Source organism: Helicobacter sp. T3_23-1056 (assembly GCF_053654535.1).
This window is the reverse complement of the sequence record NZ_JBSIUU010000029.1, coordinates 1-26,131: the sequence shown is the minus strand read 5'-3', so window position 1 is coordinate 26,131 and position 26,131 is coordinate 1. Positions and strand designations below refer to the sequence as shown.

Sequence of the window (26,131 nt, the reverse complement as noted above, 5' to 3'; positions counted from 1 at the left end):
TTAGCAAATCCAATCATTCTAACAATACTAATACTATCGATAATTCAAATGATTTAAATAAACCTAACCCTAGCAATAACAAGTCAAATGATTCAAACAACACAAATGCTAATCACACCAACAATACTGACTCCACGCAATCTAATATAGATTTATCGTTAAATATTTATAGTGATAAAGAATGTAGCAATTCGTGTAGCTCTATCATTATGACAAATAATAATCAAATACAAAACGATATATTGCTTTTTTTTTATGACAATCCTCATAATTTAAAATATATTTTCAATCACACAAATCATACAAATATACCACTAAAAGCACGATATAGCAAACCAACCATAAGTTATATAAAGTTTATGGAAAACATAGAATGGGAGGTAGATTTTTCACAAGAAAAACAACAAATCATTGACATTGCCAAGAACAAACAAACAAAAATCCAATATCTAAACCACAACCTATATCATTATAATTTTCCAATCAAAACACCATTTGCACCCGGAAGCTATATAGAGCTAGAAGCTGTGATGAGCGATGGTAGTCAAGCAAACAATGTGGAATGGAGTTTTATAGAAATAAAAAGCGAAAAAGAATTAGATGATTTGCTAAATGGAATTACAAATATTCATAGCTTAACGCCAAATATTTTATTAGATAGTAATCAACAGCCAAATGAACAACATAATGTCCGAGTTTTTCAAAAAAATAATATAATTGATACCAATAAATTAGGATTTTCATTGCCTATCACAAGAGGCAATGCAGAGGAAACATTTGATAAATACTACATTATTGTATTTGCTTATGAGAAAAACAAGAAAAAGCCTAATTTACAAGATGCTTATATAACTATTGATATGAGTTTTAGAGTGGGCATAGGAAAAGATGATGCAGTCATAGAAGCCACGCGAGATAGCCAACAAACAACGCAGAATAATTTTTGCAATACAATAATCTGTAGCGATGATATAAATGAGTGGAATAAATTAACGCATATTTATAGCGTAGATGAAGCAGTGTGTTTTTTAAATGTGAATAATGCAAAATTAAATAAACTTAAACAAAACAATCAAGAACGATATTACAAAAAAGATTCTAATGGAAATTATATCCACGATGCAATATTTGATTATTTGAGAATCTACCCTCAGCTTGCAGGAAAAATCGCATATATTTATTATAGGTTTGATTTGGGAAATGAGGTTTTTATCAACAATATAATAAGCGATAATGGAGCATATCAACAAGATAGACAAAAATATATAAAAGCCGTTGTGGAGGTGTTTGAAAATGGAACTTATGAGAGTAAAATTTTGAAAAACAAGATTAGATTTAGGGAGGCTTATAGTAATCCTTTGTTTGATGGATATAGTTTATTTAGTTCCCAATTAAATGGCAAAACACACGAGAATAGCAAGATAGATTTTTACGATGAGCGAGAAAAGTTTGTTGTAAGTTTAATTAAGGAAATATGCAAGTTTGTTAAATTGCAACTTAATGAGGCAATTATTTCAAATATAAATTCTAGAGCTTTCACTTTGTCTGATAATATAATAATTGCAGAAATTTTGCTTACCGATACTAATGAAATAAATCAAAATAACCCATTAGAAACATTTGAAAATTATTCTAGTGGGCTTATAGGCACGATTATCCACGAATGCAGACATTTGTATATTTACGAAAAAATTTATAAGGAAAATCAGCACAAAAGTCCTTTACTAAAATATCTTGCATATTCTTTTAATTTTTATATTAGTGGTAATTATCAAATAATGAATGCTTACAAAAAACTATGCGATGACAATGAATCAAATAAAGTAAATTGCTATGTTGGACAAGATAATGATAATTACCAAAATATCTATGAGATTCAGCCAAATGAGCGCGACCCTAGATATGTGGCAAATAAAGTCATTGAAAATCTTGACATAAAACAAAAATAAAAGGTGGATAAATGACTATTTCTTTTGATTTAAATTTATTGGTCGGCAATAAAATGCCTATGTGCAGTGCTAATGACAGTGAATATGTAAAGTATAAAACAATTTATTTAGGTATTGAAAGTAATATTTTAGCCATTGATGATAGGATATATGATAAATATTTTATCCCAAATTTATCTGCCAATGCAGAGAAGTTTCGTATGAAATGTTCTGCACCATCTCGCTTCAAAGATTTTACTGCCACGCTTTATCTTGGTAAAATCATTTTTGAAAAAAATAAAAAAGGTATTTTAGCACCAAAATTTATCCCAACAAGCATTACGGATTCTAGCCTTGAAGGATTAAATACATTTTGGCTAAATGAAATCAATCAAAACGCAAAAAAACCTTTTAGGTCTCTCATTAAATGCGAGCGTATTAAAAGGGTTGGCACGATGTGTCTCATAGATTCGGATTCTATTCCTTACCAAAAAATCCACTACTTTAGACACAAAGATAATATCATCTTAACAAAAGAGCAAATCATCTCATATTTCACGCAATTACACAAAGAAAACACAGAATTTATCGCAAACTACATAGAATCCATCAATGCTAATCACGGCATTAAAGCATATCATTTGCACGATAAAATCTATGATGATTTATTATCAAAAGGAATATTGCAAAAAGATATGTTTAAATGGTGGAGTAATGCCCCTAAAACCCCTTATACAAACGCTATACTACTTACGCTAGATTTTCTATCCAAAACCAATCAACCAAATCATAAAATCTTATTGTATGATGAGTTGTTTTTTTGGTATTTTGCCTTAAGTCTTAAAAATTTTATCGTAAGTTTTTCTGCGTCTTTTTGTGATGAAAATAACCTACTTTTTAACGCGGGGGCTTATAAGCAATACGCACATTTAGCAAAAAAATATCGTAGTAGCACAAAACAAATAAAATTTAGCAACACAATGTATGGCTTTGATGAGTATAAGAGAGAATTATTTTTTGGCAATAATGGCGGATTGATGAATGTTTATGATGACTATATCAAATTGCAATTTTTATCCCCAAACCAAGCATTATTTGAAAGAGGACAACCTATCACACCCTCCCCACTAGACAAATACTATTTTGAATTAAGCGATAATAAAAGCGTATATATCGAATTTTTCCCTAGAATCTACCCTAGCATCACAAACCCCCCAAAAGGCTGGAGCAAAGAAATGATGCAAAAACTAGATTTAAAGCTAGAGTAAAGAATGCTATGATGATAAAAATCGCAAAACACATCAATCGCTTTTTGTCATTGTGAGCGGGCAAAGCAGGCGCAGTAATCCATCTCTACAAAATTTAAAAATTCAAAATGAAAAATTTAGCCAATCTAATAAAAATAGATTGCCACGATTTTGCTACTTTTGACAAAATCCCAAAATCTTGCAATGACAAAAATCATTAGCATATTAAGGCTAAAAAACCAAAGTATCTTAAAGTATCTAAAAATCTAGCCAAAAGTAGAGATTTTTTGCCTCTTGCTTCGCGCTTCGACAAGTAAGGCAAAATAAAAGGTAAATTTTTTAATATGACAAGATTTTAGCTTGCAATGATTTTGCAAATTTTAACAACGCCACATATTTAACAACCCCACAAAATCAAAGCACTAAAATCAAAGCCACAAAATCAAAGCAACAAAAACTAAATAGCAAAATCTAAAACCCACAAAAATCTAACCCCATTTTAAAAATTAAGCCTCATATCCACAAAATAGCTTCTTGAAGCCCCTGCTAGATATGTCGCGCTTATGCCTGCCGTGCTACTTATGCTAGAGCTTTGATAAGCGATATAGAATGTATCAAATACATTTCGCACGCCCGCTGACAGATTAAAATGCCTATATTTATAGTTTAGCCCAATATCGCTAAGAAAATAGCCATTTGCATTCATATCGACTTGGTTATAATCAACTTGATTGCCATTCCAAGAGTTATTTGTCCATAGGCTTAGTTTATTTTCGCCTTTATGCAAAATCTCATAATTTGCTCCTATGGTTAGCTTAAAAAGTGGCGCATAGGGGATAGGTTTCCCCTCTATAAATCCACCATTAGAAGTCCCACCAGCGATAGATGATTTTCCTTTTAGCACATTTGTGTAGAGATAAGATATGCTCTCCACCAGCTCAAGCACAGAAGCGATAGTCTGCCTACCCATTATTTCTGCACCCAATCGTTGTGTCTGCCCTATGTTAAAATAAGTAACACGAAAACCATCTAATCTATGGCGGATTTCATTTAGCGTGTGGGTATAAAACACACTTGCGCTTAAAGAGGAGTTTTTAAAATATTCCCTCCAGCCTATCTCGCCTGTGAAATATCGTTCAGGCTCAATATTGCTAGGGATTTTGGGGGCTACACCTGTGCTAGTTGCATCATAGTTTAAATCCGAGCTTACCACTTCGCGCACCGAAGGGCTAGTATAGCCTATCTCACCTTTGAGATACACTACGCCAGAATCGCCATAATGAAACGCAGGCGTGATTTCAGATGCATAGCCCCATTGTGGTTTTTGGGCGTTTGTTTCAAAGTAGCCATTGTAATTTATATTGCCCATACTAAAATTCATACCCGTATGCCCTTGAATCATAAAATAAGAAAAATCCCCCCTAGCCCCCAGCCCTAGCGAAAACCAATCAACAAACTTTATAGAATCAAACGCATACAGCGAAACAGAATATTTTTGCCCTTTATTTTGCGTTTGGGTAGATGAGCTTTGAGAGTTGTTATCGCTTAGTTCGATTTGGTTATCTAGCCCGACAATTAGCGTATTTTTGGGGATTTTGTGTTTGATTTTTAGATTTAGCCCCGCACCTTGATTGCTAAAAGTATTGCGCGTGTCGCCGCCTAGCTCTTGGCTAGGAAACAAAAAATTGCTAAATTGATAAAATGTAAGCGCGTCAAATGCTAGATTCTCGCTAAATTTGGCATTATAATTTAGCGAGGTTTGGATAAAATCCTGCCCCACTTCACCATTGCTATTTTGACTTGAGCCAATCCCGCTAGGCGAAGTGTATCGCTCTTTTTTTAGCTCATCTATGGTTTTAAAATCCCCCCAAGTCGTGCAAGAAGTGCCTGTGCCATTTGGAGTGGCGCAATTTGCCCTTTGATTATACCCTGCAAAATATCTCCACATTTTAGAATAGCTTATGTTGAAATCTAGTTTGTGATTTGGGGCGATTTGATAGATGGTTTGAAATGCTGTGTAGATAGTATTGTCATATTCCCCCGCTCTTAACCCAACTTGATGAGTGTAATCCGCGCTTGCAGAGACAAATAGCTTATTTCCTATCGCCTTACCAGCACTTATGCCTATTCCACCGCCAAAAGAGCCTTTTGCCTCATAGCCCAATCCACGAAGCGAAAATCTAGCATAATCTTTACTCGGCTTTTTAGTAACGATATTTACCACGCCTCCACGCGTCCCGCCACCATAGATGACGGAGCCTCCACCGGGGATTATCTCTATGGATTCTATTTCATCTATTGAGATATGATTAAATGGCGCGGCACTTGTGCCTCCGTGTCCGCTATTTGGGTTGCCATTATCATTTAGATTGATTGGCACACGATTGATTAGAATCTTTACGGCGCGCGGGGCGTCATAGCCCTGCCCACGAATATCGATATTTTTTGTGCCTTGCGGTCCTGCTATGAAGCTGATAAATGGCTGTTTTGCTAGGGCGTCTTCTAGATTTGTGTAGCCTTTGTTTTGCAAATCCTCTTTGTCAATGATGATGACATTTTTGACTTCTTCTTTGAGTGGCAAATCAAACCCCGTAGTCGCACTAACGCTAACTTTGCCTAAATCTTTTGCTTCTAAGTTTGTTGATTCTAAGTCGTTTTTGGATTTTAGCTTATTGTAGCGGGAGGATTTGTCAAATGCTTGCGAGGTGGAATCTTTTTGCGCGGAATCCATTTGTATAGATTCTGCTGTGGCGTTTGTAGATTCTGTTTGGCTAGAATCTATATCGTAGGCTTTTTGGTTAGCATTATCATTTGTGGCGTTATTGCGCGTGGCATTATTATTTGGATTTTGGTTGTGGTTAGATTCCGTTTTTGTAAAATCTGCTGTGGTTTTTGTAAAATCTATTTGCGTAGAATCCGTGCGGATAGAATCTACTTGAGCTAGTTTTATGTATTTTTGTGGATTTATTTGATTTTCGTCATTGCGAGAATTTAGGCTTTTGTCAAAAAGGCTAAATTCGTGGCAATCCACCCTCCCATCGTCATTGCGAGAAAATCCGCTAGGATTTTCGTGGCAATCTATGTTTTCTGTCGCATTTTTTATCGTGGATTGCCACGCGTTGCGTTGCAAAGCTCGCAATGACGATTTGTAACTAGAAAGATTTTGCGTGGGAGTTACTCTCTCTCTCTCTCTCTCTCTCTCTCTCTCTCTCTCTCTCTCTCTCGTTATTAGTCAAAATCGCATTAGCAGATAGATTTTGCCAAAACAATGAAAAACAAATCGCCGAAATTTTTAGCGACACATTCGCCTTATTTTTGTTTGTTTCGTTTTTAGGATTTTCGCACATTTTATGTTCCTTTGCAGGCTAGATTTATGTATTATCAAAAGCGATTTTTATTTTGTTTTGATAAAACGCGGGGGATTATAATACAAAAAAGTAAAAATGCGCGTAATTCTCATAAAACTCTTAAAATGCCTATTTTAATAAGAAAATTTTGTTGTTTTATTGTGGGGGTTATTTTGGATTTTGCAGGTTTTTGTTAGTCTTTGTAAAATGTTTGCAGAGTTTGTAAGATTTTGCAAAGTTTGCAAAGTAAATTTTTGTAAAACAAAGTTTTGCAAAGTATAAAAAAATGCGCTTTAAAATTGCTAATAAAAAAGATAAAAAAGCGCGTAGATTTTGCTAAAATAAACGCTTGTAACTTGCTTGTAGATTTTACTCACAAAATCTTTTATTTGCAAAATCTATCCATAAAAAACACAAAAGCAACCAAACAAAAATTAGGATAAAAAATGTCAATTTCTACATTTTCTACACAAAACCAAAATCCCACAACACAAAACCAAAAAATCTCATCAAAAAATCTACTCAAAAATCTTGCAACAAGCACCACAAAAAACAACAAAAAATGCACCCAAAATAACAAAACACGATTTTTTACACGACTTTTTGCCACAAAAAATGCAAACATAAATCAGCATTTTTGCAACATTATTTTTGTTTATATGTTGCCAATATTGCTATGTTTTTTTGCCCTAGATTGCGCCAAAAGCGCGTCTTTTATCGCGCTAGGGGAGAGGGCGAAATACCAAAATCTAACGCATTTTGATTATGTAAATCCAAAAGCCCCAAAAGGTGGCACGCTAAAATCCTATGCGCTAGGGAGTTTTAGTTCGCTAAATCCTTTTAGTATGGAGGGTGAGCCTGCTAGCGGGCTAGAAAATATCTATGACACGCTAATGGCACAAAGTATGGACGAGCCTTATGCGCAATACGCGCTTGTGGCGAGCGATATAGCTGTGGCGCAGGATAATTCAAATGTGGTTTTTACCATTGATAAAAGAGCGCGATTTAGCGATGGAGTGGCGATAAGCGCGCAAGATGTGGCGTTTAGTTTTGAGATGATGATAAGCAGGGCTAGCCCGCTTTATAAGCAGTATTATGCCGATGTCAAAGAAGTCAAAATCTTAGATTCTAGGCGCATTAAATTTATTTTTAAAACCACGCAAAACAAAGAATTACCATTGATTTTGGGGCAGTTAAGCATTTTGCCAAAGCATTTTTATGTCAAAAATGGCAAAAATACTTTTGGGGAGGATAATCTACAAATCCCGCTAGGAAGCGGGGCATATCGTGTCAAATCATATCAAGTTGGCAAAAAAATCATTTATGAGCGAAACAAAGATTATTGGGCAAAAGATTTGCCTAGCAGAGTGGGGCAGTTTAATTTTGATTTGTTGATTTATGAATATTACCGCGATGATGCAGTGGCTTTGCAGGCGTTTTTGAGCCATAAGTATGATTGGCGTGTGGAGAGTGCGGCAAAAGTGTGGGCTAGGGGGTATAAAAGTAAGGCGTTAGATTCTAAGCAATTTAGCCTAAAAGCGTTTCCACATAGCCTGCCTAGCGGTATGCAGGGGTTTTTTATGAATACGCGCAAAGAGGTTTTTGCAAATCCGCTTGTGCGGAGGGCATTTGTGCTTGCGTTTAATTTTGAGTGGAGCAATGTAAATCTTTTTTTCTCGCAATATGAGCGCACCACAAGCTATTTTAATCACTCCATTTTTGCTAGCCCACCATTGCCAAGCAGCGCAGAATCCGCGCTTATAAAGCAATGCGACACAAAGGGCGAAATATCAAACACGCGCTTAAAAGAAATGTTTGATAAGCCTTATGTCGTGCCTAGCGTGGATTTTAGGGCAGGCGTTGAGGCGGATTTTGCAAACGATTTGCCAATGGATTTAAAAATAGATTTTGAAGCGCAAAATCTAAATGCGCTAGATGAGAAAATCCCACGCCATATTATCCAAGAGAGAGAAAATCTAAAAAAAGCGCGAGATTTGCTAGCGCAGGCGGGGTTTGTGATGAAAAATGGCGTGCTTGTAGATACCAAAAATAACAAGACTTTTTCTTTCACGCTTTTGCTTGATAATCCCGCTTTTGAGCGACTAGCTGTGCGATATGGGCGAAATCTAAAACTGCTAGGCATAAATATGCAAATCCAAAAAATTGATTCTAGTCAATATGCAAATCGTGTGAAAAATTTTGATTATGAAATGATTGTGGGGATTATCGGGCAGAGTCTTTTCCCGGGCAATGAGCAGAGGTATTTTTGGAGCAAAAATAGCGCGGATATGGTGGGGAGTAGAAATTATAGTGGTGTGAAGCTAGAAGTGGTGGATTGCCTAATAGAGCGCGTGATAGCTGCGCAAAGTAGGGAAGCGCAAATTCTTGCTATCCACGCGCTTGATAGGGTGCTTTTGTGGGGGGATTTTGTCGTGCCACATTATTATTTGCCAAATTTTAGAATCGCTTTTTGGCACAATATCTCAATGCCAAAAAATCACCCCCGATATGATTTAAGCCCGCAAATATGGTGGGCAACCAAGCAAGAATCTAAATAAAATCTACTATAAAACCTCATAAAATCTAACTCATAAAATCTAAAGTAAAAAATCTAAAATAAGTCTTTTTGATTGTGATATTTGTGTGGGTGGTTTGGCAGAGATTTTGCTAGCTTTTTAAGCGCGCTTTATTTTTTGGATTCTGCGTTGCGCTGTGCTTTTGATATTTTATGCTATAATCCGCGCTTGTGATAACCCACACGCAACCAAAATGCAAAAAAAAATATCGTTAAAAAAAATTGCGAAATGTTGAAAAAATGTTGCAAAAAGTTGCAAAATCTAAAAAAGGAGAATCCAAAATGAGCAATATCCAACAAAATCCAAAAAATCAAAAAAAATATATCATAGGCATTGTCGGTGCGACAGGGGCAGTGGGCGAAGAGATAGTGCGCGTGCTAGATGAGCTAGACTTCCCGTATAAAAAAATAATCCCTCTTGCTAGCAAAAATAGTGTGGGCAAAACTATCGAAGTGCAGGGCAAAGAAGTGCCTGTGCTAGAGACTACTGATGAAGTGTTTGGCAAGCAGGGGATAGAAATCGCGTTTTTTTCTGCTGGGGGGAGCGTTAGTGAGAGATATGCGCCAAGTGCGGCAAAATCTGGTGCGCTTGTCATTGATAACACGAGCTTTTTTAGGCTTGATAAAAATGTCCCTCTAGTCGTCCCTGAAGTAAATCCTAGCGACATAGCAGGCTACAAAGCAAAAAATATCATAGCCAATCCAAATTGCTCTACAATCCAAATGGTGCAAGCCCTAGCCCCGCTACACAAAGCATTTGGCATAGAGCGCGTAGATGTAAGCACCTATCAAGCCGTAAGCGGGGCTGGCAAAAAAGGAATGGAAGAGCTAGTAACTCAAATGCAAAAATTCTTTGCTTTTGAGCTAGATTCTGCTAGCCCTAGCGTGTTTCCGCACAGAATCGCGCTAAATGTAATCCCGCATATTGATGTGTTTATGGAAAATGACTACACAAAAGAAGAAATGAAAATGATAAAAGAAACGCATAAAATTATGCACGCAGATTTTCCTATAAGTGCGACTTGCGTGCGAGTGCCTGTTTTGCGCAGTCATAGCGAGAGTGTGAGCGTGAGATTTGCCAAAGAAGTAAGCGCGCAAGAGGCAAAAGAAGTGCTAAAATCTGCACAAAATATCGTGCTAATCGATGAGCCAAAAAACGCGCTATACCCTATGCCAACAACCGCTACGGATACAAATGAAACTTATGTGGGACGCGTGCGGGTGGATAATTTTGATAAAAGGATTTTGCATTTTTGGTGCGTAGCTGACCAAATCCGCGTGGGAGCTGCGACAAATGCTGTGCGAATCGCACAAAAATGGTGTGAAATGCAAATGTAATAGATGAATAAAAACTAATTAAACCTAATTAGCAAATAAGAATCTAAAAATAAAAAACTACACTCACGCGTTTATCGTGCGTATTTTTAGATTTTGGTATAATGTTATTTCCATTAAGTTCATTGGTTTGGTGGTGGCTGCTCTTGTGAAAATCACAGGGGAGGAAAGTCCGAGCTACAAAGACAGGATTCCATTTAACAAATGGCTAGGGTAACCTAAGGGAAAGTGCAACAGAAAATAACCGCTCATTTTGTGTTTGTCTGTTTGGCTTATTTTGTAAGCGATACTTTTTGCAAAATTTGGTATGTTTTTGTTATTAAGATTTTGCAAATGTTGTGCGAAGTATTTTTGAGATAAAATCGTGGTTTTTTGCTTCGCAACTCGTTGTGTGAAGCGCGAAGCGATGGAGTTACCTAAAATGGTAATGACTAAAGCTAAGCGCGCAATCCACTATTTTAGCCAAAAAGACAAGCACAAAATGAGTAAGGGTGAAAAGGTGGGGTAAGAGCCTACCGATTGCTAAGCGATTAGCGATGCCGTGCAAACCCAATCCGTAGCAAAAAGGGCGTGGTAAATGTCTTAGATTTTGCCCTTTGCTTGAGACGCATTGTGAAATGCGCCCCAGATAAATAGCCACCCTCGACAGAACTCGGCTTATACCAAGCCAATGATTTAATGCTTTTTTGCTTCACATTTTTTCATAAACTAAAATGATTTATTATGATTTGCTTTTCGCGTTTTATCGTGTTTTGACAATGCCTATGCAGCTATAAATAGCTTTAAAAACAGCCTTTAAAAAAACGCATAAAAATCGTAGCAACATAGCTTAATGAATGTATTTTTCAAAACTCTCAAAATAGATTTTGCTAGCTTTGTCTAAATTGATATTTATGTCGGCTATGCGGATTTTTGCTCCCTCTTTGCCTGCTTTGCTTACTTGTCCTATTTCACAAAGTGGCAGGGTTAGTTTTTTTGCTAGATTTTGCAAATGCGTGATTTGACTAGGGCAAACCTCCACCACCGCACAGCTTTGCGTCTCGGCAAAAATCCATTTGCTAAAATCTAGTTTATCAAAATCAAATTTTTCTAATTCGCTAGAATCTAACGCACTAGATTTTGCAAAATCCGCTTTTAAATCCGTTTTCAAATCCTCTCTCAAAGCCATTTTAAGATTTTGTGCTATATCCATAGCTTCTATTCCTTTGCCCCCAAGTATCGCCATTTTGGCTAGGGCGATGGCTAGTCCCCCTTTGCCGATAGATTTCGCGCTTAGGATTTGCCCTTGCTTGATGCCTTCGCACAAAAACTCCCACAACGCCCTCTCTCCCCCCAAATCAATCCAAACTCTACCATTTAGATTTTTGCCTAATATTTTTTGTGCCACACTTCCGCTAAATCCGCTCATATCACAGATATTTCCCACAAGCAAAAGCACGCTCCCCTCACGCTTCAACGCAGAATCTATAATCGATTCTGCATTATGGCTAATCCCAACGCTTACAATCGTAGGCGTAGGATAAATATCAATATTTTCACTTTGATTATAAAGAGAGACATTTCCGCTTACCACAGGCGTGCTTAGCTCTTTGCACGCTTGCTTTATGCCCTCGCACACTTGCTTAAACTGCCACATTACTTCGGGGTTTTGCGGATTGCCAAAGTTTAGACAATCGCTGATAGCAAGCGGTTTTGCGCCTCTTGTGGCTAGTTTTCTACCCGCATTGGCTACGGCGATTTTGCCCCCTTCTAGCGGATTTAGGTAGCATAGACTCGGTTGGCAATACACACTCATCGCTAGCCCCACGCCATTTTCTTTCACGCGCACCACGCTAGCATCTAGCCTGCCACTAGGCAAAATCGTATTTGTCTGCACCGTGCTATCATATTGGCTATATATCCATTTTTTATCGCAAATATCGATATGCCCTAAAATCTCGCAAAAAAGCTCATTATTAGATTTTGCATTTAGATTTTGCAAAAAGCTAGAATCTAGCGTGCAAATGCTATCTAAATAGCTTGGTTTTTTTACTTCGCGTTTTAGCACGGGGGAGGCTTTGCTTAGCGGTGCGATACGGATTTGCCCTACGCACTCCCCCTCCCAAAGCAGCTCCATAACCCCGCTATTTGTAACCTCGCCTATAACCGCGCAATCTAGCTCCCATTTTTCAAATATTTCTTTGATTTCGCGCTCTTTGCCTTTTTTTGCGCATATTAGCATTCGCTCTTGGCTTTCACTTAGCATTAGTTCATACGCGTTCATTCCGCGCTCGCGCATAGGCACTTTGTCTAGCTCTAGCCTCATACCACTGCCACTTCGCCCAGCCATCTCAAAGCTAGAGCTTGTAAGCCCTGCTGCGCCCATATCTTGGATACCTATGATTAAATCGCGCTTAAATAATTCCAAACACGCTTCAAGCAATAGCTTTTCGGTGAAAGGATCGCCTACTTGCACAGTGGGGCGCAAAGAAGCAGAATCCTCTCTAAAACTATCGCTACTCATCACAGCCCCACCTAGTCCATCTCGCCCAGTCTTGCTTCCTACATAGATTACGGGATTGCCCACGCCCTCTGCTTTTGCGTAGAAAATCTCATCTTTTTTGGCAATCCCTAGACAAAACGCATTTACTAAAATATTTCCATTATAGCAGGGCTCAAAAGTCGTCTCCCCGCCAATCGTAGGCACTCCCATACAATTCCCATACCCACCTATCCCCTCCACCACGCCTCTAAGCAAGTATTTATGCTTTTTGCCTATTTCATCATCTCGCCAGATTTCGCCAAAGCGGATAGAATCAAGGCTTGCCACAGGGCGCGCTCCCATCGTAAAAATATCGCGCATTATCCCGCCTACGCCTGTGGCAGCACCTGCATTTGGCTCGATGAAGCTTGGGTGATTGTGTGATTCTACTTTAAATACCGCTACCATTCCTCCGCCAATGTCGATTACCCCTGCATTTTCCCCCGGTCCTTGGATTACATAATCCGCACTTGTGGGGAATCCATCTAAATAGATTTTGCTAGATTTATAGCTACAATGCTCGCTCCACATCGCGCTAAAAATCCCTAGCTCTACTAGGTTTGGCTCTCTCCCTAATATCGCTAAAATCTGCTTATAATCATCGTTGCTAAGTTTATGGCTACTAAGGGCAAAATCCATATCGTTTATGCGAAAATCGGGGGCATTTTTGTCGGTAGGTTTTGGCATTTGAAGTCCTTAAAATCAAAATTAAAATAAAGGCAAAATCAAAAAAGCGATTATATCAAAATTAAGTATATAAGCATTTGCGCAAATGTTTGTCGCTTAGTTTTTATCACAAATGTTTATCGTAATGTCTTTGTAAGGAACGGCTTTTGCTAGATTTTGCCAACAAAGTAGGAAAATCGCTTACAAATGTCAAGCAAAAACGCTTGTTTAAATGCTTTTTCAAAACACTTGAAAAATGCTTTTAAAACACTTCAAAACATTCAAAGTGGATTCCCTAAATAACGCAAATGGAGCGCGAAATGAAAAGGATTTTGTTATTACAGTTACTTGCTTTGCTAGGTGTTTTTGGTTTGTCGCTAGGCTATGCAGATGATGTAGGGCAGGAGCAAAATGGGCGATTTACCTATGGGCTTGATAGGGATTTGAGCGAAGATGAGCTAACCCAAATGGGCTCACAATATGATGATGGAAATCTACCCCCACCATCGCAAAATCCAGCACTAAGTAGCAATAGCGCGCAAGTTGGGCAAGTTGGAAATGACGCAAATAATCAAGCAAATTCTACTAATCAAGCCCCACAGCAAGCAGATTTACTCCCTCATCAATATCCTTTAGCCGATAGACTAACCTCGCCAGATGTCCCCACAGCACAGCTAAAAGCAGGCATAGAGTTTGCCAAAAATGGCGATTTTCAAAACGCTTATGATTCGTTTAAAAAATCCTGCAAAGGCGGGAATCCTAGCGGGTGCTTTGCCATAGGCACGATGTATGCCACAGGAAAAGGCGTAGATACCAATATCCGCAGGGCGAAAAAATACTATGAAATGGGTTGCTCTGCAGGCGACCCCACTTCTTGCACAAATCTAGCAATGCTATATAATGATGACAAAGGCGCGACAAAAGATGACAAAGAGCTAGCGGCGCAGTATTATATGAGCGCGTGTGAGGGAGGGGACTCCATCGCGTGCAATAATTTGGGGTTTATGTATGCAAATGGCGATGGATTGGCAAAAGATTTTTTTAGCGCGATTAAATATTATAAACTTGCTTGTGAGGGCGGGAGCAATCTAGGCTGCTACAATCTAGGGCTACTAAGCAATACCAAAAATATCTATGGCAAAAATAAAAATGAGCTAAGTCAAGCGGACTTAAACTACGCTGCGTGCAATGCAGGCGATATAGTCGGGTGCAGTAATCTAGGGTGGATGTATGCAAATGGCACAGATGAAGTCCCGCTAAGCTATGCGTATGCGGCAAAATATTTTAAAAGAGCGTGCGAAGCTAGAGATGTGAAATCTTGTAGCAATTTAGGCGTGCTATACCAAAAAGGGCTAGGCGTGGTGCAAGATACTAAATACGCGCTAGATTTATACACTTATGCGTGCAATGCGGGGTTGCAACAAGCCTGTGATAATTATCGCATTTTTAAAGAGGATTTGCATATCAATCCAAAGCCTAGCTACAATATCAAACCTCGTCCAAACAAACAACGACAATCATCGAATTATAAACGATAGATTTTGGTTGCAAATGTGGGTTTTATCGCAAGTTTATAGCAAAGTTTGCAAAAATTTGTAAAAAACAATTCGCGTGGATTTTGTGGCGTTTTGTGGCATTTTGTGGATAGTGATTTGAAGTAAAATTTATGATTTTATAATGCAGCATTGCAAAGGCAGAGGCAAAAAAGCACTTGTAAATTCTCTTTTTGGCAGACTTCTATCGCCTCGCCAAAGCTTGTCCCTGTGGTGATAATATCATCTACGATGATTGTCGCGCTAGATTTTGGATTTTGTTGTTTGGCTAGTTTTTTTAAATCTAGCGCGAAAAAATCTAGCGCATTAAAAACTTGCTTTGCAAAATTAGATTTTACAAAATCATTTTTTATAAAATCATTGTTTGCAAAATCGATTTTTTTGGCAATGTTTTTTAGCAAGTTTGTATTGTCGCTAGAATCTAGCTTAGATTTTATGCTTTTTAGGATTCTATCGCTTAGTCTTAGTCCGCGTTTGTTTGCTTGGCGAAAGGCTAGGCTTTTGCCCGCATAGCTTACTTGGTTTGTAGCTTTTAGCTCGCCATAGATTGGCTTTATGTTGCAAAGTTTTTGCAAATTATTAGATTTTTTACGCGCTTTTTTGCCTGCGCGGGCAAACTCCCTCACAAGCACGCCCGTGTGTGAATAAAAACTCCGCACGCAATCATCAATCCCTATGATATTGATTCTATCAAAATGACTAGCCAAATCTACACTAGCCCTCCCCATCGTGCCAAAAAAATATTCCCCCGCGATTTTCCCTAGCGCGCTATAAATCTTAGAGCCTATCGCATAATATTTTGATTTTAGCAAAAAATCAATATCGCTATACGCAAAAAAACAATACACGCGAATGCCATTGACTTCGCGCACGCTAGGCTGAAGCGGGATAGAATCTAGGCAATCATCACACAAAGTGGCTAAGCAAAATTTCGAGCAAATAAGACATTTCATTACAAAATCTATCCTCTAAAATCTATTTTTTAAAATCTACTCTTAAATCCAACTAAAATCTACTATTAAAATCCACCTAAAATCTACCAAAATCTTTTTCCCCAAAACCAAAAATTTCTCCCCACAAAAACTTGATACGCAAGACTTCACTACAAAAACTACCCAAAAATTTTATTTAAAAAAATTATTTGGATTCCATATTAGATTCTATCTTGGATTCTATCTTAAAATCTATTTTAGATTCTGCTTTAGATTCTGTCTTGGAATCCATTTTGGAATCTAGTGCGTTGCGGATATGGGTAATGATTTCTTGGCTAATGTCTCCTTGCTGTTTATCGGCGTCAATGACTACGCATTGTTTAGCGATTTTTCTACCAAAATGCAAAATCCGCGACTGAATCGCCATAAGATACGCGCTTCCACGATTTTCGATAGAATCTTTTTGCTTGTTTTGCAGTCGTTTGTTTAGTTCTTCTGCGCTGATTTTAAAAGCAAAGCAAATATCAGGGATAATGCCTTGCGCGCAGGCTAGATTCATCATTTCTGCGTCTTTATGTTTGCTATACGCGATTCCAGAGATTAGGCTTCTATCGGCGATGATTAGGGAGTGTAGATTTGGCTTTATGACTTTTGAGAAATGCTCTGCCCTATCTGCCAAAAATAAAAAAAACTCCGCTTCCTCGCTAAATGCGTGGTTTTGGATAAAATCTTGGGCTTTTTCTTTGGCGATTAGGCATTGTGGCGTTACGCACGAGCTATGCAGGGCATAATCTTGGCTATGATTTTGCAGTATCATTTCGCGTAGTGTTGCACCTAGCGCACTTCCCCCGGGCTCTTTTGTGAAAATCGCGTTTGGAAATGCCTTTTTTAGCGCGTTTATTTGGGTGGATTTTCCACAAGTATCGATTCCTTCTAGCACGATATACATTTTTTTCCTTTCGTTATGTGTGGATTTTGCGTGTTTTTTTGTGTGATTTTTTTGTGAATTTTATGGATTTTGCTCTTTTTAGATTTTTGGCTAGATTTTTGCTAGATTTTGGCTAGATTTTTTAAGCGCATTTTGATTTCCCCGTGTCAAAATCGTTAAGCGCAGGGGATTTTTTGGGCTATGTAGCCAAATACAGATTTTGGCACAAGGTGAGAGATTTTGCCATTATGCTCCAAAATATTTCGCACAATCGATGAGCTAATAAACGCATTTTGCAATGTCGGCATAAAATAAATCGTATCTAGGCTAGGGTTTAGCGAAGTATTTGTATAGCCCATTTGTAGTTCGTATTCAAAATCGCTCACCACGCGCAACCCACGGATAAGAATCCGCGCATTATGACTGCTCGCAAAATCCGCCAAAAGCCCACCAAAATCCAAACATTCCACATTGCTAAAATCTTTTGTGGCAAGATTTGCCATTTCTAGTCGCTCTTGCAGGCTAAAAAGAGGTGCTTTAGACGCAGAATGTGCCACCGCCAAAACTACCCTCTCAAAGATTTCACAACTTCGTTTGATAATGTCTAAATGCCCATTTGTCAGCGGGTCAAAAGTCCCCGGATAAATACCTATTTTATTGCTACTCATTTGTGTCCTTATTGATTAAAATCTTATTTTAGATTCCAAACGCATTAAAAGCATTTGCGTTGCGCATTTTGCGCTTTGATTTTTTATTGCATTACAAATCATCACAAATCTTTGTATGTATTATTATCTCGTTTTGTGATTTTGACTACTTCGATGATTTTACATTCTCCATTTTTGATTATGCCAATAATGCGATATTCTCCAATCCTCCAACGATAATGATTTTCGCTAAAACCCTTCAAATGCTTTGCATTTTGGAGTTTGCAAGGATTATTGCTTTGTGATAATGTGTTTTTTAGAAATAAAACGATTTTGGCGTGCTCTCGTGGCGTTGATTTTTCTAATTTTGCCAAAAACTTAACAACAGATTTTTTAAGGATTATATTATAGTTCATCGTCATAGTTTCTATCTATATCATCGTTAAGTTCTTTTTCAAACCTTGCTTGCTCATCGCTTGATAGTGAGTGAAAATACGCCTCTGCTTTTTCTACTAAGCCAGAATCTTTAAGACTTATAAAATCATTTTTTGACACATTAAGCGTATTTAGGCTATCTTTGATTTTATCTGTTAAAAAATCAATCAGCGCGTTTGCGTCATTTGCTTGAGTTTGAAGTTTTGCGCGCTTTTTTTTGGCATTCTCAAGCGAATTAAATAATTGCTTTTGTGTCATATTTGCGTATTTTGCGTAGTTAATCGTGTTTGTCATTGCGACACTCCTTTTAAAATTTGCTGATTATAGCACATTTGACATTTCTTATTTAAGGAAAACTTGATAAAAACTTCGCAAAAAATCACGCATAAAATCAAAAAAATTCTATAATTTTGGATTTTGTTTTGAAAATTTTACAATTTGACAAGATTTAGGTTTTGTAAGATTTTAGATTTTGGGTAAGATTTTGAATTGTTGCAAAAAGGATTTTGCAAGATTTTCGATTTTGGCAAAAACGATTTTTTGTAAAAAGATTTTTGCAAAAAAAGATTTTGAAAAAAAGGACACAAATGAAGCAAGACAACGCTATATCACGCTCATTAAATGATTTAGACACGCTAAAAGATAATATTTTGCAAAGTTTTTATGATAGGGATTTTGCAACCACGATAATGCTAGCAGACAAACTAGAATCTATGTTAGATACTTTGGGGCTAGATATTTTGGGCGCGGATTTGTGCGAGCAAGAATGTCTTGGGCTTGTGGCAAATGCGGTGGCAAATGCCGCACTTGAAGTGATAAAAGCCACAAAAGCGCAAGCACAAAGCAAAATCACAAAACAAGCGATAAAATACGCCAAAATCGCAAAAGAAGCGTATAAGCGGGATTGTCAAATATTAGAAACAAACGCGATAAACGCAAAAACAAAATCGCTAGAAGTAAAATCCAAAACCACAAAAGCGCAAAATCAAATGCAGTTTTTTGACTATAAATTAGCCTTAGCCTATGCGAGCAATGGCGATATAAACGAAGCAAAAGAGATATTAGCCACGCTTGCTAAGCCCTATTTGCCAGATACTTATGCTGATTTTAGCGATGAAGCAAATATCGCTTATGGGGGGGGGGGGGAAATAATAGTAATCTAAAAAATAATAATGCTATAAAATCTAATATCTTAAAATCTAGCCTCACAAAAACCCAAAATCTACAAACCCCGCAATCTACGCAAAATCCACAAACTGCGCAATCTGCGCAATCTACACAAAATCCACAAATTAAACAAAATCCCACACCCCCGCAAACTCCCCCAAATATCCCGCCATATTTTGCCAAAAATATCCTTTGTGCATTAGCAGAAATCCACACATTTTTAGGCGAGCTAGACAAAGCAGAGGCGATTTATCGTGCGATTTTGCATAGCGATTATTTGCTAAATATAGTCGGGGATTTTGCCACTGATATTTGGACTCCAGATGGCAGGATAGACCAAAAAACGATGCGTCCTATTGAGAGTTTTTGGCGATTGTATGAAAAGATTAGCGAGCAAAAAAGTTTAGATATTTTTTATGAGATTTTGGAGCGACTGCAAAAGATTGTAGAAAATCTACATTCCACCAACAAACAAATCCCCTACATTTCGCCACATTCGCACAAAAGAAACAGCGAACAGCCATTATTTGATAGGCTTAGTCAAAATCCCAAAACCATCGGCGCAAATGACGCAAAAATCAAACAAATCCAAAATTATATTGATTGTATGATTTTGCCCGGGATTGCGTTTTATCTCTACTCACTTTATCGCGACAGAGAATCCCTAAATCTCTACAAAGAGCTAGAATCCAAAAACACGCATAATAGCGATTTTTGGAGCTTTTATGGCGATACTTTGTGGCAAAATCGATTTTATCAAGAAGCCTACAACGCATTTATGAGAAGCAATGCCATAAGCCAAAATCCAAACGCGCTTTTTAGTTGCTCTAAAATGCTTTTGCAACTGCTAGATGATGAGGAAATGTATATGGAGGGGTTGGCGTTGTATGAAAATCGACTAGCCCTAATCCGTGATGATAAAAAGGATTTGGTTTTTTCTATGCCACATTACAAAGCCCTTTGCAATGCTTTGCAAGCTGATGAAAACGCTTTGAGGGGTAAAGTCGTTTTTATCGTAAGCGAGCAGGGCTATGGCGATACGATAATGTTTGCCCCTGCGCTTGCCAAACTATGTCAAATCGCAAAAAAAGTGCTTTTTATGCCACAGAGCAATTTATTTCGCCTCTTTGACTACGCGCTAGAATCGATAAAATCAAAAGAGCCACAAAGCGTGTTTGCAAATCTACATATCATAGGAAGCCTGCCAAAAGATAAAATCTATGAAAACAAAGATGGTAAATATGAGGAAAAAGAGCTTGAGTTTCAAAAGCCAAGTGCTAGGCTAGGGTTTGAGTTTGACTATGTCGCTCCGATATGCTCTCTGCCATATTTGCTAAAAATGTCGCTAGATGAATGGCTAGCCTTGCCTCGCCCACTTTTGCCCATAAAGCGTGAATCTAATGCAAAGCGCGAATCTAATGCAAAATGCGAATCTAGGGCTACAAAAACCACGCCTAAAATCGCGATTTTTTGGCATACAAATTCTAGCGGAAACTACGAACGATTTAAGCGCGACTGCCCGCTAGAAATCATCACAAATGCCTTTGAAAATAGCCCATATAGCCTTGTGTCTTTTCAAGTGAGAGAGAGGGTAAATGGAAAAATAGAGGATTTTATCGTGCCAGATTTTATACAAAATCGCGGGGAAAATCTAAAAGATTGGCAGGATACTTTTGAGGGATTAAGTGATATTGATATGATTATTAGCATAGATTCTGCGTTGGCGCATTTAGGGCTTAGCATAGGGATACCCACGCTTGTGCTTTTGCCTTTGAGGTTTGATTGGCGGTGGGGCGATATAGAGTATCCAAAATCCCCCTTTTATCCGCACGCACATTTGGTGGTTTTTGATAGCAATCCACACGATAGCAAAATGCTAAAACGCAACAAATCCACAAGCCAAAAAATCCGCAAAATCGCCGATGAGATTTTGGCAGGACAATAATGACAACAATAAAAGCACCAAAAAAAAGGCATTTTCTCAAAAATAGTGCATTGGCAAAAATTTTGTATTTTTTAGCGACATTTTTGTGCTTTTTGGATTTTGTTTTGCGTGAGGTTTTGTAGCGATTTTACACATAGACTTAAAAGTTAAAGATTTTTTTAACTCGCCTTAGATTAGATTTGCTATACTTACATTTTCTATAAGGCTAGATTTTGCGAGGCAAATTTGTTTGTAAAATCTAGCCATTTATAAGAATCCAAAAGGAGAAAAAATGCAGTTTATCACAGATTACAACAACGCCCTAAACGAACGCGCAAAAGAGGGAATCCCACCGCTTCCACTAAAGCCAAATGAAGTTAGCGAGGCTATCAAAATCTTGCTAGATTCTAGTGCTAGCAAAAATGACAAAGATTTTGCCCTAGATTTGCTTACCAACCGCGTAAGCCCCGGAGTCGATGAGGGAGCAAAAATCAAAGCAGGATTTTTGGGAGAAATCATTGAAGGCAAAAAATGCGATAGCATCGATGCAAATCTCGCTACAAAACTGCTAGGGACAATGCTAGGTGGCTATAATGTGCCGTTTTTGCTAAAAGCCCTAGAATCTAGCGATGAAAATGTCGCAAAAACCGCAGCAAACGCGCTAAAACATACACTTTTGGTTTATGATGCGTTTGATACTATCGCGGAAAAAAGCAAGACATTGCCCCTAGCAAAAGAAGTGCTAGAATCTTGGGCAAATGCGGAGTGGTTTTTGCAAAAGCCAGAATTGCCACAAGAAATCAAACTAGCCGTGCTAAAAATCGATGGCGAGACAAACACTGATGATTTAAGCCCAGCAAGCGATGCTTTCACGCGTAGCGATATTCCTTTGCACGCAAAGGCTATGCTAAAATCGCGCGTAGAAAACTATGAAGCGCGACTAGAATCTATCAAAAAAATCGCCAAAGATAACGGCGCAAGTGTCGTGTATGTAGGCGATGTAGTCGGCACAGGTAGCAGTCGCAAATCCGCGTGTAACTCTATCGTGTGGCATTTTGGAAATGAGATTCCATTCGTGCCAAATAAAAAAAGCGGTGGATTTGTCATAGGCGGAATCATAGCACCCATTTTCTTTGCGACTTGCGAGGATAGTGGCTGTCTGCCTGTGGTGGCAAATGTCGATGCGCTAAAAGAGGGCGACATCATCACGCTAAAACCACATAGTGGCGAGATAGTCAAAAATGGCGAAGTGGTAAGCAAATTTAGCCTAAGCCCAAATACGATTTTTGATGAAATCCGCGCAGGTGGCAGGATTCCGCTTATCATCGGGCGAGGGCTTACAAATAAAGCGCGCAAGTTTTTGGGACTAGGGGAGAGCGAAATATTTGCCAAAGCCTCCCAGCCACAGCAAAGCTCCAAAGGCTACACCCTAGCACAAAAAATGGTAGGCAAAGCCTGCGGAAAAGATGGCGTGAGAGCGGGCGAATACTGCGAGCCAATCGCCACAACCGTGGGTAGCCAAGACACCACAGGTGCGATGACGCGCGATGAAGTAAAAGAGCTTGCAAGCCTTAGTTATAGTTCAGATTTTGTGATGCAGAGTTTTTGCCATACCGCAGCGTATCCAAAGCCTGCAGATGTGAGCTTGCAAGCGACTTTGCCAGATTTTATGACTTCGCGTGGTGGCGTGGCACTGCGACCAAAAGATGGCGTGATTCACTCGTGGCTAAATAGATTTTGCTTGCCAGATACCGTTGGCACGGGCGGGGATTCTCATACGAGATTTCCTATCGGCATTAGCTTCCCAGCGGGTAGCGGGCTTGTGGCGTTTGCCGCAGTTACAGGAAATATGCCGCTAAATATGCCAGAATCCGTGCTTGTGAGGTTTAAGGGCAAGCTAAATGCGGGCATTACTTTGCGTGATTTAGTCAATGCGATTCCCTACTATGCGATAAAGCAAGGACTTCTAACCGTGCCAAAACAAAACAAAAAAAATATCTTTAGTGGCAAGGTGCTAGAAATCGAAGGGCTAGAAAACATAAAAGTCGAGCAGGCGTTTGAGCTAAGCGATGCGAGCGCGGAGAGAAGCGCTGCTGCTTGCACTATCGCGCTAAACAAAGAACCAATCATTGAATACTTAGAATCCAATATCGCGCTTATCAATGCGATGATAAAAAATGGTTATGGCAACGCAAAAACGCTAGAGAGGCGAGCGCAAAAAATGCGCGAATGGATAAATAACCCTGTGCTAATGCGTGCGGATAAAGATGCGGAATATGCCGCGGTGATTGAGATTGATTTGGCAGAGATAAAAGAGCCGATTTTGGCTTGCCCAAATGACCCTGATGATGTGGCGACTTTGAGTGAGATTTTGGCTGATAGCAAGCGTCCTAAAAATATCGATGAAGTATTTATCGGTAGCTGTATGACAAATATTGGGCATTTCCGTGCGTTTGGCGAGATAATGAAAAATGAGGGGCAAAGCGTTACACGCACTTGGCTTGTGCCACCTACTAAGATGGATTCTAAACAGCTTAGCGATGAGGGGTATTTTAGCCTATTTGGTGCGAGTGGGGCTAGGATAGAAGTCCCGGGCTGTAGTCTGTGTATGGGCAATCAAGCCAGAGTGAAAGATAATGCTGTGGTGTTTTCTACCTCCACGCGCAACTTTGATAACCGAATGGGCAAAGGGGCGCAAGTGTATCTAGGAAGCGCGGAGCTAGGCGCGGTGTGTGCGAAGCTAGGGCGATTGCCAAGTGTGGAAGAATACCTCCAAATCGTCCCACAAAAGCTAGGGGACAATACCGCAAAAGTCTATAAATACCTAGAATTTGACAAAATAGAGGATTTTGCGCTCTAGGTGTTTGCGATTTTGCATTTTAGGCTATTTTGTGCTAAATCCACGCTTTTTAAAAGTGTGGATTTGCAAAATCTATTTATAAAAATATTCTCAAAATCTAGTCAAAATCTACCCCCAAATATCTAGCAAAAAATTTCGCTAGCATAGATTCTAATTAGCCAAAAATCTAGCGTGGTTTTAGGGCAGAAAAACACACCAAACTTAATTTATACTTCATTTTTTCTTGCTAAAATTTCGTTTTTATCATTTTTACGACAAACTTAAAATTTTATACAAAATTTATACAAAATTTATACAAAATCCAAAAAGGGCAAAAAATGGCAAAAAAATCTAGCCTGTTTGAATGTCAGCATTGTGGGTGGCAGACGACCAAATGGCTTGGCAAATGCGGAGAATGTGGGAGCTGGGATAGTCTAATAGAGCTAAATCAAATCCAAAAAGATTTTATCAAAGCGCAAAATAATGCGATAAATTCTGCAAAAAACACATTTTCAAACCCCACAAATAGCCCAAAAACCCCGCTTCCTATCACGCAGGTTAGTAGCGAGCAAAATCATTTTTTTAGCTCTTATGAAAATGAGCTAGACATCGTGCTAGGTGGGGGAATCGTGCGAGGCGGGCTATATCTTGTCGGGGGGAGCCCGGGTGTGGGTAAATCTACGCTACTGCTAAAAGTCGCAGGCAATCTTGCCAAGCATAACTACAAAGTGCTTTATGTCAGTGGCGAAGAGAGTGCGGGGCAGATAAAACTTCGCGCACAAAGGCTTGATGCTATCCATAGCAATGTATTTTTGCTAAATGAAATCAATTTGGATTCTATCAAATTTGCCCTGCATAGCGGGGTGCAAAACTTGCAACAAAATCCTAGCAACAAAAATGAGAAAATAACCCAAGATAATAAAACAAGCGATAACATACAAGATGAAAAAATCGCGCAAAATCTGCAAAATGAGAATCCCAAAAAAGAACATCTAAACAAAAAAAACACAAACAAAACAGATTTTGATTTGTGTATTATTGATTCTATTCAGACGATTTTTTCGCCAAATATCGCTTCAGCACCGGGCTCCATAAGCCAAGTGCGCGAGATTACTTTTGAGCTTATGAGGCTTGCAAAAGAGCAAAATATCAGCATTTTTATCATCGGGCATATCACAAAAGAGGGCAGTATAGCAGGTCCTAGAGTGTTAGAGCATATGGTGGATTGCGTGCTGTATTTTGAGGGGGATTCTAGCAAGGAATTGCGCTTGCTAAGGGGGTTTAAAAACCGCTTTGGCACGACAAGCGAAATAGGGATTTTTGAGATGGGCACAGATGGTTTGCATAGTGCCAAAGAGGCATCTAGGGCGTTTTTCACGCGCAAAAAAAGCGTGGCAGGGAGTGCGATAAGCGTGATTTTGGAGGGGTCTAGGGCGTTGGTTATTGAGATTCAGGCGTTGGTAAGTGATAGCTATGGCAATCCACGCCGTCAATCCACAGGCTTTGATAGCAATCGGCTAAATATGCTCCTAGCCCTGCTAGAGCGTAAATTAGAGATTCCGCTAAATCGCTACGATGTTTTTATCAATGTCGTAGGCGGTATCAAAATCACCGAGACAAGCGCGGATTTGTGCGTGGTGGCAGCCATCATCTCTAGCTTTCGCAATCGTCCGCTTGGCATAGAAAGTGCCTTTATCGGCGAAGTGAGCTTGACAGGCGATGTGCGCGAAGTAGGCAACCTAGAAGTGCGACTAAAAGAAATGCAAAGCTATGGGCTAAAAAAAGCGATAGTCCCTAAGATACCTAGTTTTCAAACTCCGATAAAATGCTTTGCGCTAAGCGAAGTAAGCGAAGTGCTAGATAGAATGTAGTATGAATAAATATTGAATGAGAAATGAGAAATGTTGAATATTTAGTATTGAATATTTAATATTGAATATTTAATATTTAATATTAAATGTTGAATGTTGAATATTGAATCGCGCGCAAGAGCTGAATAACACACAATATAGGTGGATTTTATAAATCCGCGTAAAAAATTATAAGACTACCATTTTGTCATTGCAAGCGGATTTTGCGTAAAAATT

At 38.7% G+C, this 26,131-nt stretch carries 17 protein-coding genes and 1 other RNA gene; 10 read left to right on the top strand and 8 right to left on the bottom strand.

Features of this window, described 5'->3' with window-relative positions; genetic code table 11:
• The coding region (locus tag ACWIUO_RS11740; RefSeq protein ID WP_454178076.1) for a hypothetical protein at nucleotides 1-1,949 on the top strand (1,949 nt) is incomplete at its 5' end.
• Nucleotides 1,950-1,960: 11 nt separating this feature from the next.
• Nucleotides 1,961-3,196, top strand: coding sequence for a hypothetical protein (locus ACWIUO_RS11735; protein ID WP_454178075.1), 1,236 nt, complete (start codon nucleotides 1,961-1,963; stop codon nucleotides 3,194-3,196).
• Nucleotides 3,197-3,674: 478 nt separating this feature from the next.
• Here ACWIUO_RS11735 and ACWIUO_RS11730 read toward each other — a convergent pair whose 3' ends face one another.
• Both ACWIUO_RS11730 and ACWIUO_RS11725 read right to left on the bottom strand, forming a co-directional pair.
• Nucleotides 3,675-6,305, bottom strand: coding sequence for a TonB-dependent receptor (locus ACWIUO_RS11730; protein WP_454178074.1), 2,631 nt, complete (start codon nucleotides 6,303-6,305; stop codon nucleotides 3,675-3,677).
• A gap of 22 nt (nucleotides 6,306-6,327) precedes the next feature.
• On the bottom strand, nucleotides 6,328-6,522 hold the full coding sequence (locus ACWIUO_RS11725) for a hypothetical protein (protein ID WP_454178073.1): 195 nt from the start codon (nucleotides 6,520-6,522) through the stop codon (nucleotides 6,328-6,330).
• A gap of 659 nt (nucleotides 6,523-7,181) precedes the next feature.
• On the opposite strand from ACWIUO_RS11725, the gene ACWIUO_RS11720 reads away from it, so the two are divergent.
• From ACWIUO_RS11720 to rnpB, 3 genes are all read left to right on the top strand, one after another.
• Nucleotides 7,182-9,080, top strand: a complete 1,899-nt coding sequence (locus ACWIUO_RS11720) for an extracellular solute-binding protein (RefSeq protein WP_454178077.1) — start codon at nucleotides 7,182-7,184, stop codon at nucleotides 9,078-9,080.
• Nucleotides 9,081-9,379: 299 nt separating this feature from the next.
• On the top strand, nucleotides 9,380-10,435 hold the full coding sequence (locus ACWIUO_RS11715) for an aspartate-semialdehyde dehydrogenase (RefSeq protein WP_454178072.1): 1,056 nt from the start codon (nucleotides 9,380-9,382) through the stop codon (nucleotides 10,433-10,435).
• Nucleotides 10,436-10,556: 121 nt separating this feature from the next.
• Nucleotides 10,557-11,108, top strand: an RNA gene (gene rnpB, locus ACWIUO_RS11710) — RNase P RNA component class A.
• A 153-nt stretch (nucleotides 11,109-11,261) separates the two neighbouring features.
• Here the strand turns inward: rnpB and purL are convergent.
• Nucleotides 11,262-13,640: a phosphoribosylformylglycinamidine synthase subunit PurL gene (purL, locus tag ACWIUO_RS11705; RefSeq protein WP_454178071.1), complete on the bottom strand. Its 2,379-nt coding sequence runs from the start codon at nucleotides 13,638-13,640 to the stop codon at nucleotides 11,262-11,264.
• Nucleotides 13,641-13,939: 299 nt separating this feature from the next.
• On the opposite strand from purL, the gene ACWIUO_RS11700 reads away from it, so the two are divergent.
• Complete coding sequence (locus ACWIUO_RS11700) at nucleotides 13,940-15,157, top strand: tetratricopeptide repeat protein (protein ID WP_454178070.1); 1,218 nt, start codon at nucleotides 13,940-13,942, stop codon at nucleotides 15,155-15,157.
• 134 nt (nucleotides 15,158-15,291) lie between these two features.
• Here ACWIUO_RS11700 and ACWIUO_RS11695 read toward each other — a convergent pair whose 3' ends face one another.
• From ACWIUO_RS11695 to ACWIUO_RS11675, 5 genes are all read right to left on the bottom strand, one after another.
• Complete coding sequence (locus ACWIUO_RS11695; protein ID WP_454178069.1) at nucleotides 15,292-16,125, bottom strand: phosphoribosyltransferase; 834 nt, start codon at nucleotides 16,123-16,125, stop codon at nucleotides 15,292-15,294.
• A 184-nt stretch (nucleotides 16,126-16,309) separates the two neighbouring features.
• Complete coding sequence (locus tag ACWIUO_RS11690) at nucleotides 16,310-17,053, bottom strand: dTMP kinase (protein ID WP_454178068.1); 744 nt, start codon at nucleotides 17,051-17,053, stop codon at nucleotides 16,310-16,312.
• A gap of 155 nt (nucleotides 17,054-17,208) precedes the next feature.
• Complete coding sequence (gene coaD / locus ACWIUO_RS11685; protein ID WP_454178067.1) at nucleotides 17,209-17,700, bottom strand: pantetheine-phosphate adenylyltransferase; 492 nt, start codon at nucleotides 17,698-17,700, stop codon at nucleotides 17,209-17,211.
• A gap of 101 nt (nucleotides 17,701-17,801) precedes the next feature.
• Nucleotides 17,802-18,095, bottom strand: a complete 294-nt coding sequence (locus ACWIUO_RS11680) for a type II toxin-antitoxin system RelE family toxin (protein ID WP_454178066.1) — start codon at nucleotides 18,093-18,095, stop codon at nucleotides 17,802-17,804.
• Nucleotides 18,085-18,408, bottom strand: a complete 324-nt coding sequence (locus tag ACWIUO_RS11675) for a hypothetical protein (protein ID WP_454178065.1) — start codon at nucleotides 18,406-18,408, stop codon at nucleotides 18,085-18,087. Before ACWIUO_RS11675 ends, ACWIUO_RS11680 begins: the two co-directional genes overlap by 11 nt.
• Nucleotides 18,409-18,701: 293 nt before the next feature.
• Here ACWIUO_RS11675 and ACWIUO_RS11670 point away from each other — a divergent pair, with 293 nt between their 5' ends.
• The 4 genes from ACWIUO_RS11670 (at nucleotide 18,702) to radA (ending at nucleotide 25,915) form a co-directional block, all read left to right on the top strand.
• Nucleotides 18,702-19,277, top strand: a complete 576-nt coding sequence (locus ACWIUO_RS11670) for a hypothetical protein (protein WP_454178064.1) — start codon at nucleotides 18,702-18,704, stop codon at nucleotides 19,275-19,277.
• Nucleotides 19,278-19,558: 281 nt separating this feature from the next.
• Nucleotides 19,559-21,226, top strand: coding sequence for a hypothetical protein (locus ACWIUO_RS11665; RefSeq protein WP_454178063.1), 1,668 nt, complete (start codon nucleotides 19,559-19,561; stop codon nucleotides 21,224-21,226).
• Nucleotides 21,227-21,497: 271 nt separating this feature from the next.
• On the top strand, nucleotides 21,498-24,065 hold the full coding sequence (acnB, locus tag ACWIUO_RS11660; protein WP_454178062.1) for a bifunctional aconitate hydratase 2/2-methylisocitrate dehydratase: 2,568 nt from the start codon (nucleotides 21,498-21,500) through the stop codon (nucleotides 24,063-24,065).
• A 317-nt stretch (nucleotides 24,066-24,382) separates the two neighbouring features.
• Complete coding sequence (gene radA / locus ACWIUO_RS11655) at nucleotides 24,383-25,915, top strand: DNA repair protein RadA (protein WP_454178061.1); 1,533 nt, start codon at nucleotides 24,383-24,385, stop codon at nucleotides 25,913-25,915.
• Nucleotides 25,916-26,131 lie beyond the last annotated feature (216 nt).

Coding starts and splice junctions, on each gene's coding strand:
- ACWIUO_RS11735 (WP_454178075.1), top strand. CDS start 1,961: ATGACTATTTCTTTTGATTTAAATTTATTGGTCGGCAATAAAATGCCT.
- ACWIUO_RS11725 (WP_454178073.1), bottom strand. CDS start 6,522: ATGTGCGAAAATCCTAAAAACGAAACAAACAAAAATAAGGCGAATGTG.
- ACWIUO_RS11720 (WP_454178077.1), top strand. CDS start 7,182: ATGTTGCCAATATTGCTATGTTTTTTTGCCCTAGATTGCGCCAAAAGC.
- ACWIUO_RS11715 (WP_454178072.1), top strand. CDS start 9,380: ATGAGCAATATCCAACAAAATCCAAAAAATCAAAAAAAATATATCATA.
- purL (WP_454178071.1), bottom strand. CDS start 13,640: ATGCCAAAACCTACCGACAAAAATGCCCCCGATTTTCGCATAAACGAT.
- ACWIUO_RS11700 (WP_454178070.1), top strand. CDS start 13,940: ATGAAAAGGATTTTGTTATTACAGTTACTTGCTTTGCTAGGTGTTTTT.
- ACWIUO_RS11695 (WP_454178069.1), bottom strand. CDS start 16,125: ATGAAATGTCTTATTTGCTCGAAATTTTGCTTAGCCACTTTGTGTGAT.
- ACWIUO_RS11690 (WP_454178068.1), bottom strand. CDS start 17,053: ATGTATATCGTGCTAGAAGGAATCGATACTTGTGGAAAATCCACCCAA.
- coaD (WP_454178067.1), bottom strand. CDS start 17,700: ATGAGTAGCAATAAAATAGGTATTTATCCGGGGACTTTTGACCCGCTG.
- ACWIUO_RS11680 (WP_454178066.1), bottom strand. CDS start 18,095: ATGAACTATAATATAATCCTTAAAAAATCTGTTGTTAAGTTTTTGGCA.
- ACWIUO_RS11675 (WP_454178065.1), bottom strand. CDS start 18,408: ATGACAAACACGATTAACTACGCAAAATACGCAAATATGACACAAAAG.
- ACWIUO_RS11670 (WP_454178064.1), top strand. CDS start 18,702: ATGAAGCAAGACAACGCTATATCACGCTCATTAAATGATTTAGACACG.
- acnB (WP_454178062.1), top strand. CDS start 21,498: ATGCAGTTTATCACAGATTACAACAACGCCCTAAACGAACGCGCAAAA.
- radA (WP_454178061.1), top strand. CDS start 24,383: ATGGCAAAAAAATCTAGCCTGTTTGAATGTCAGCATTGTGGGTGGCAG.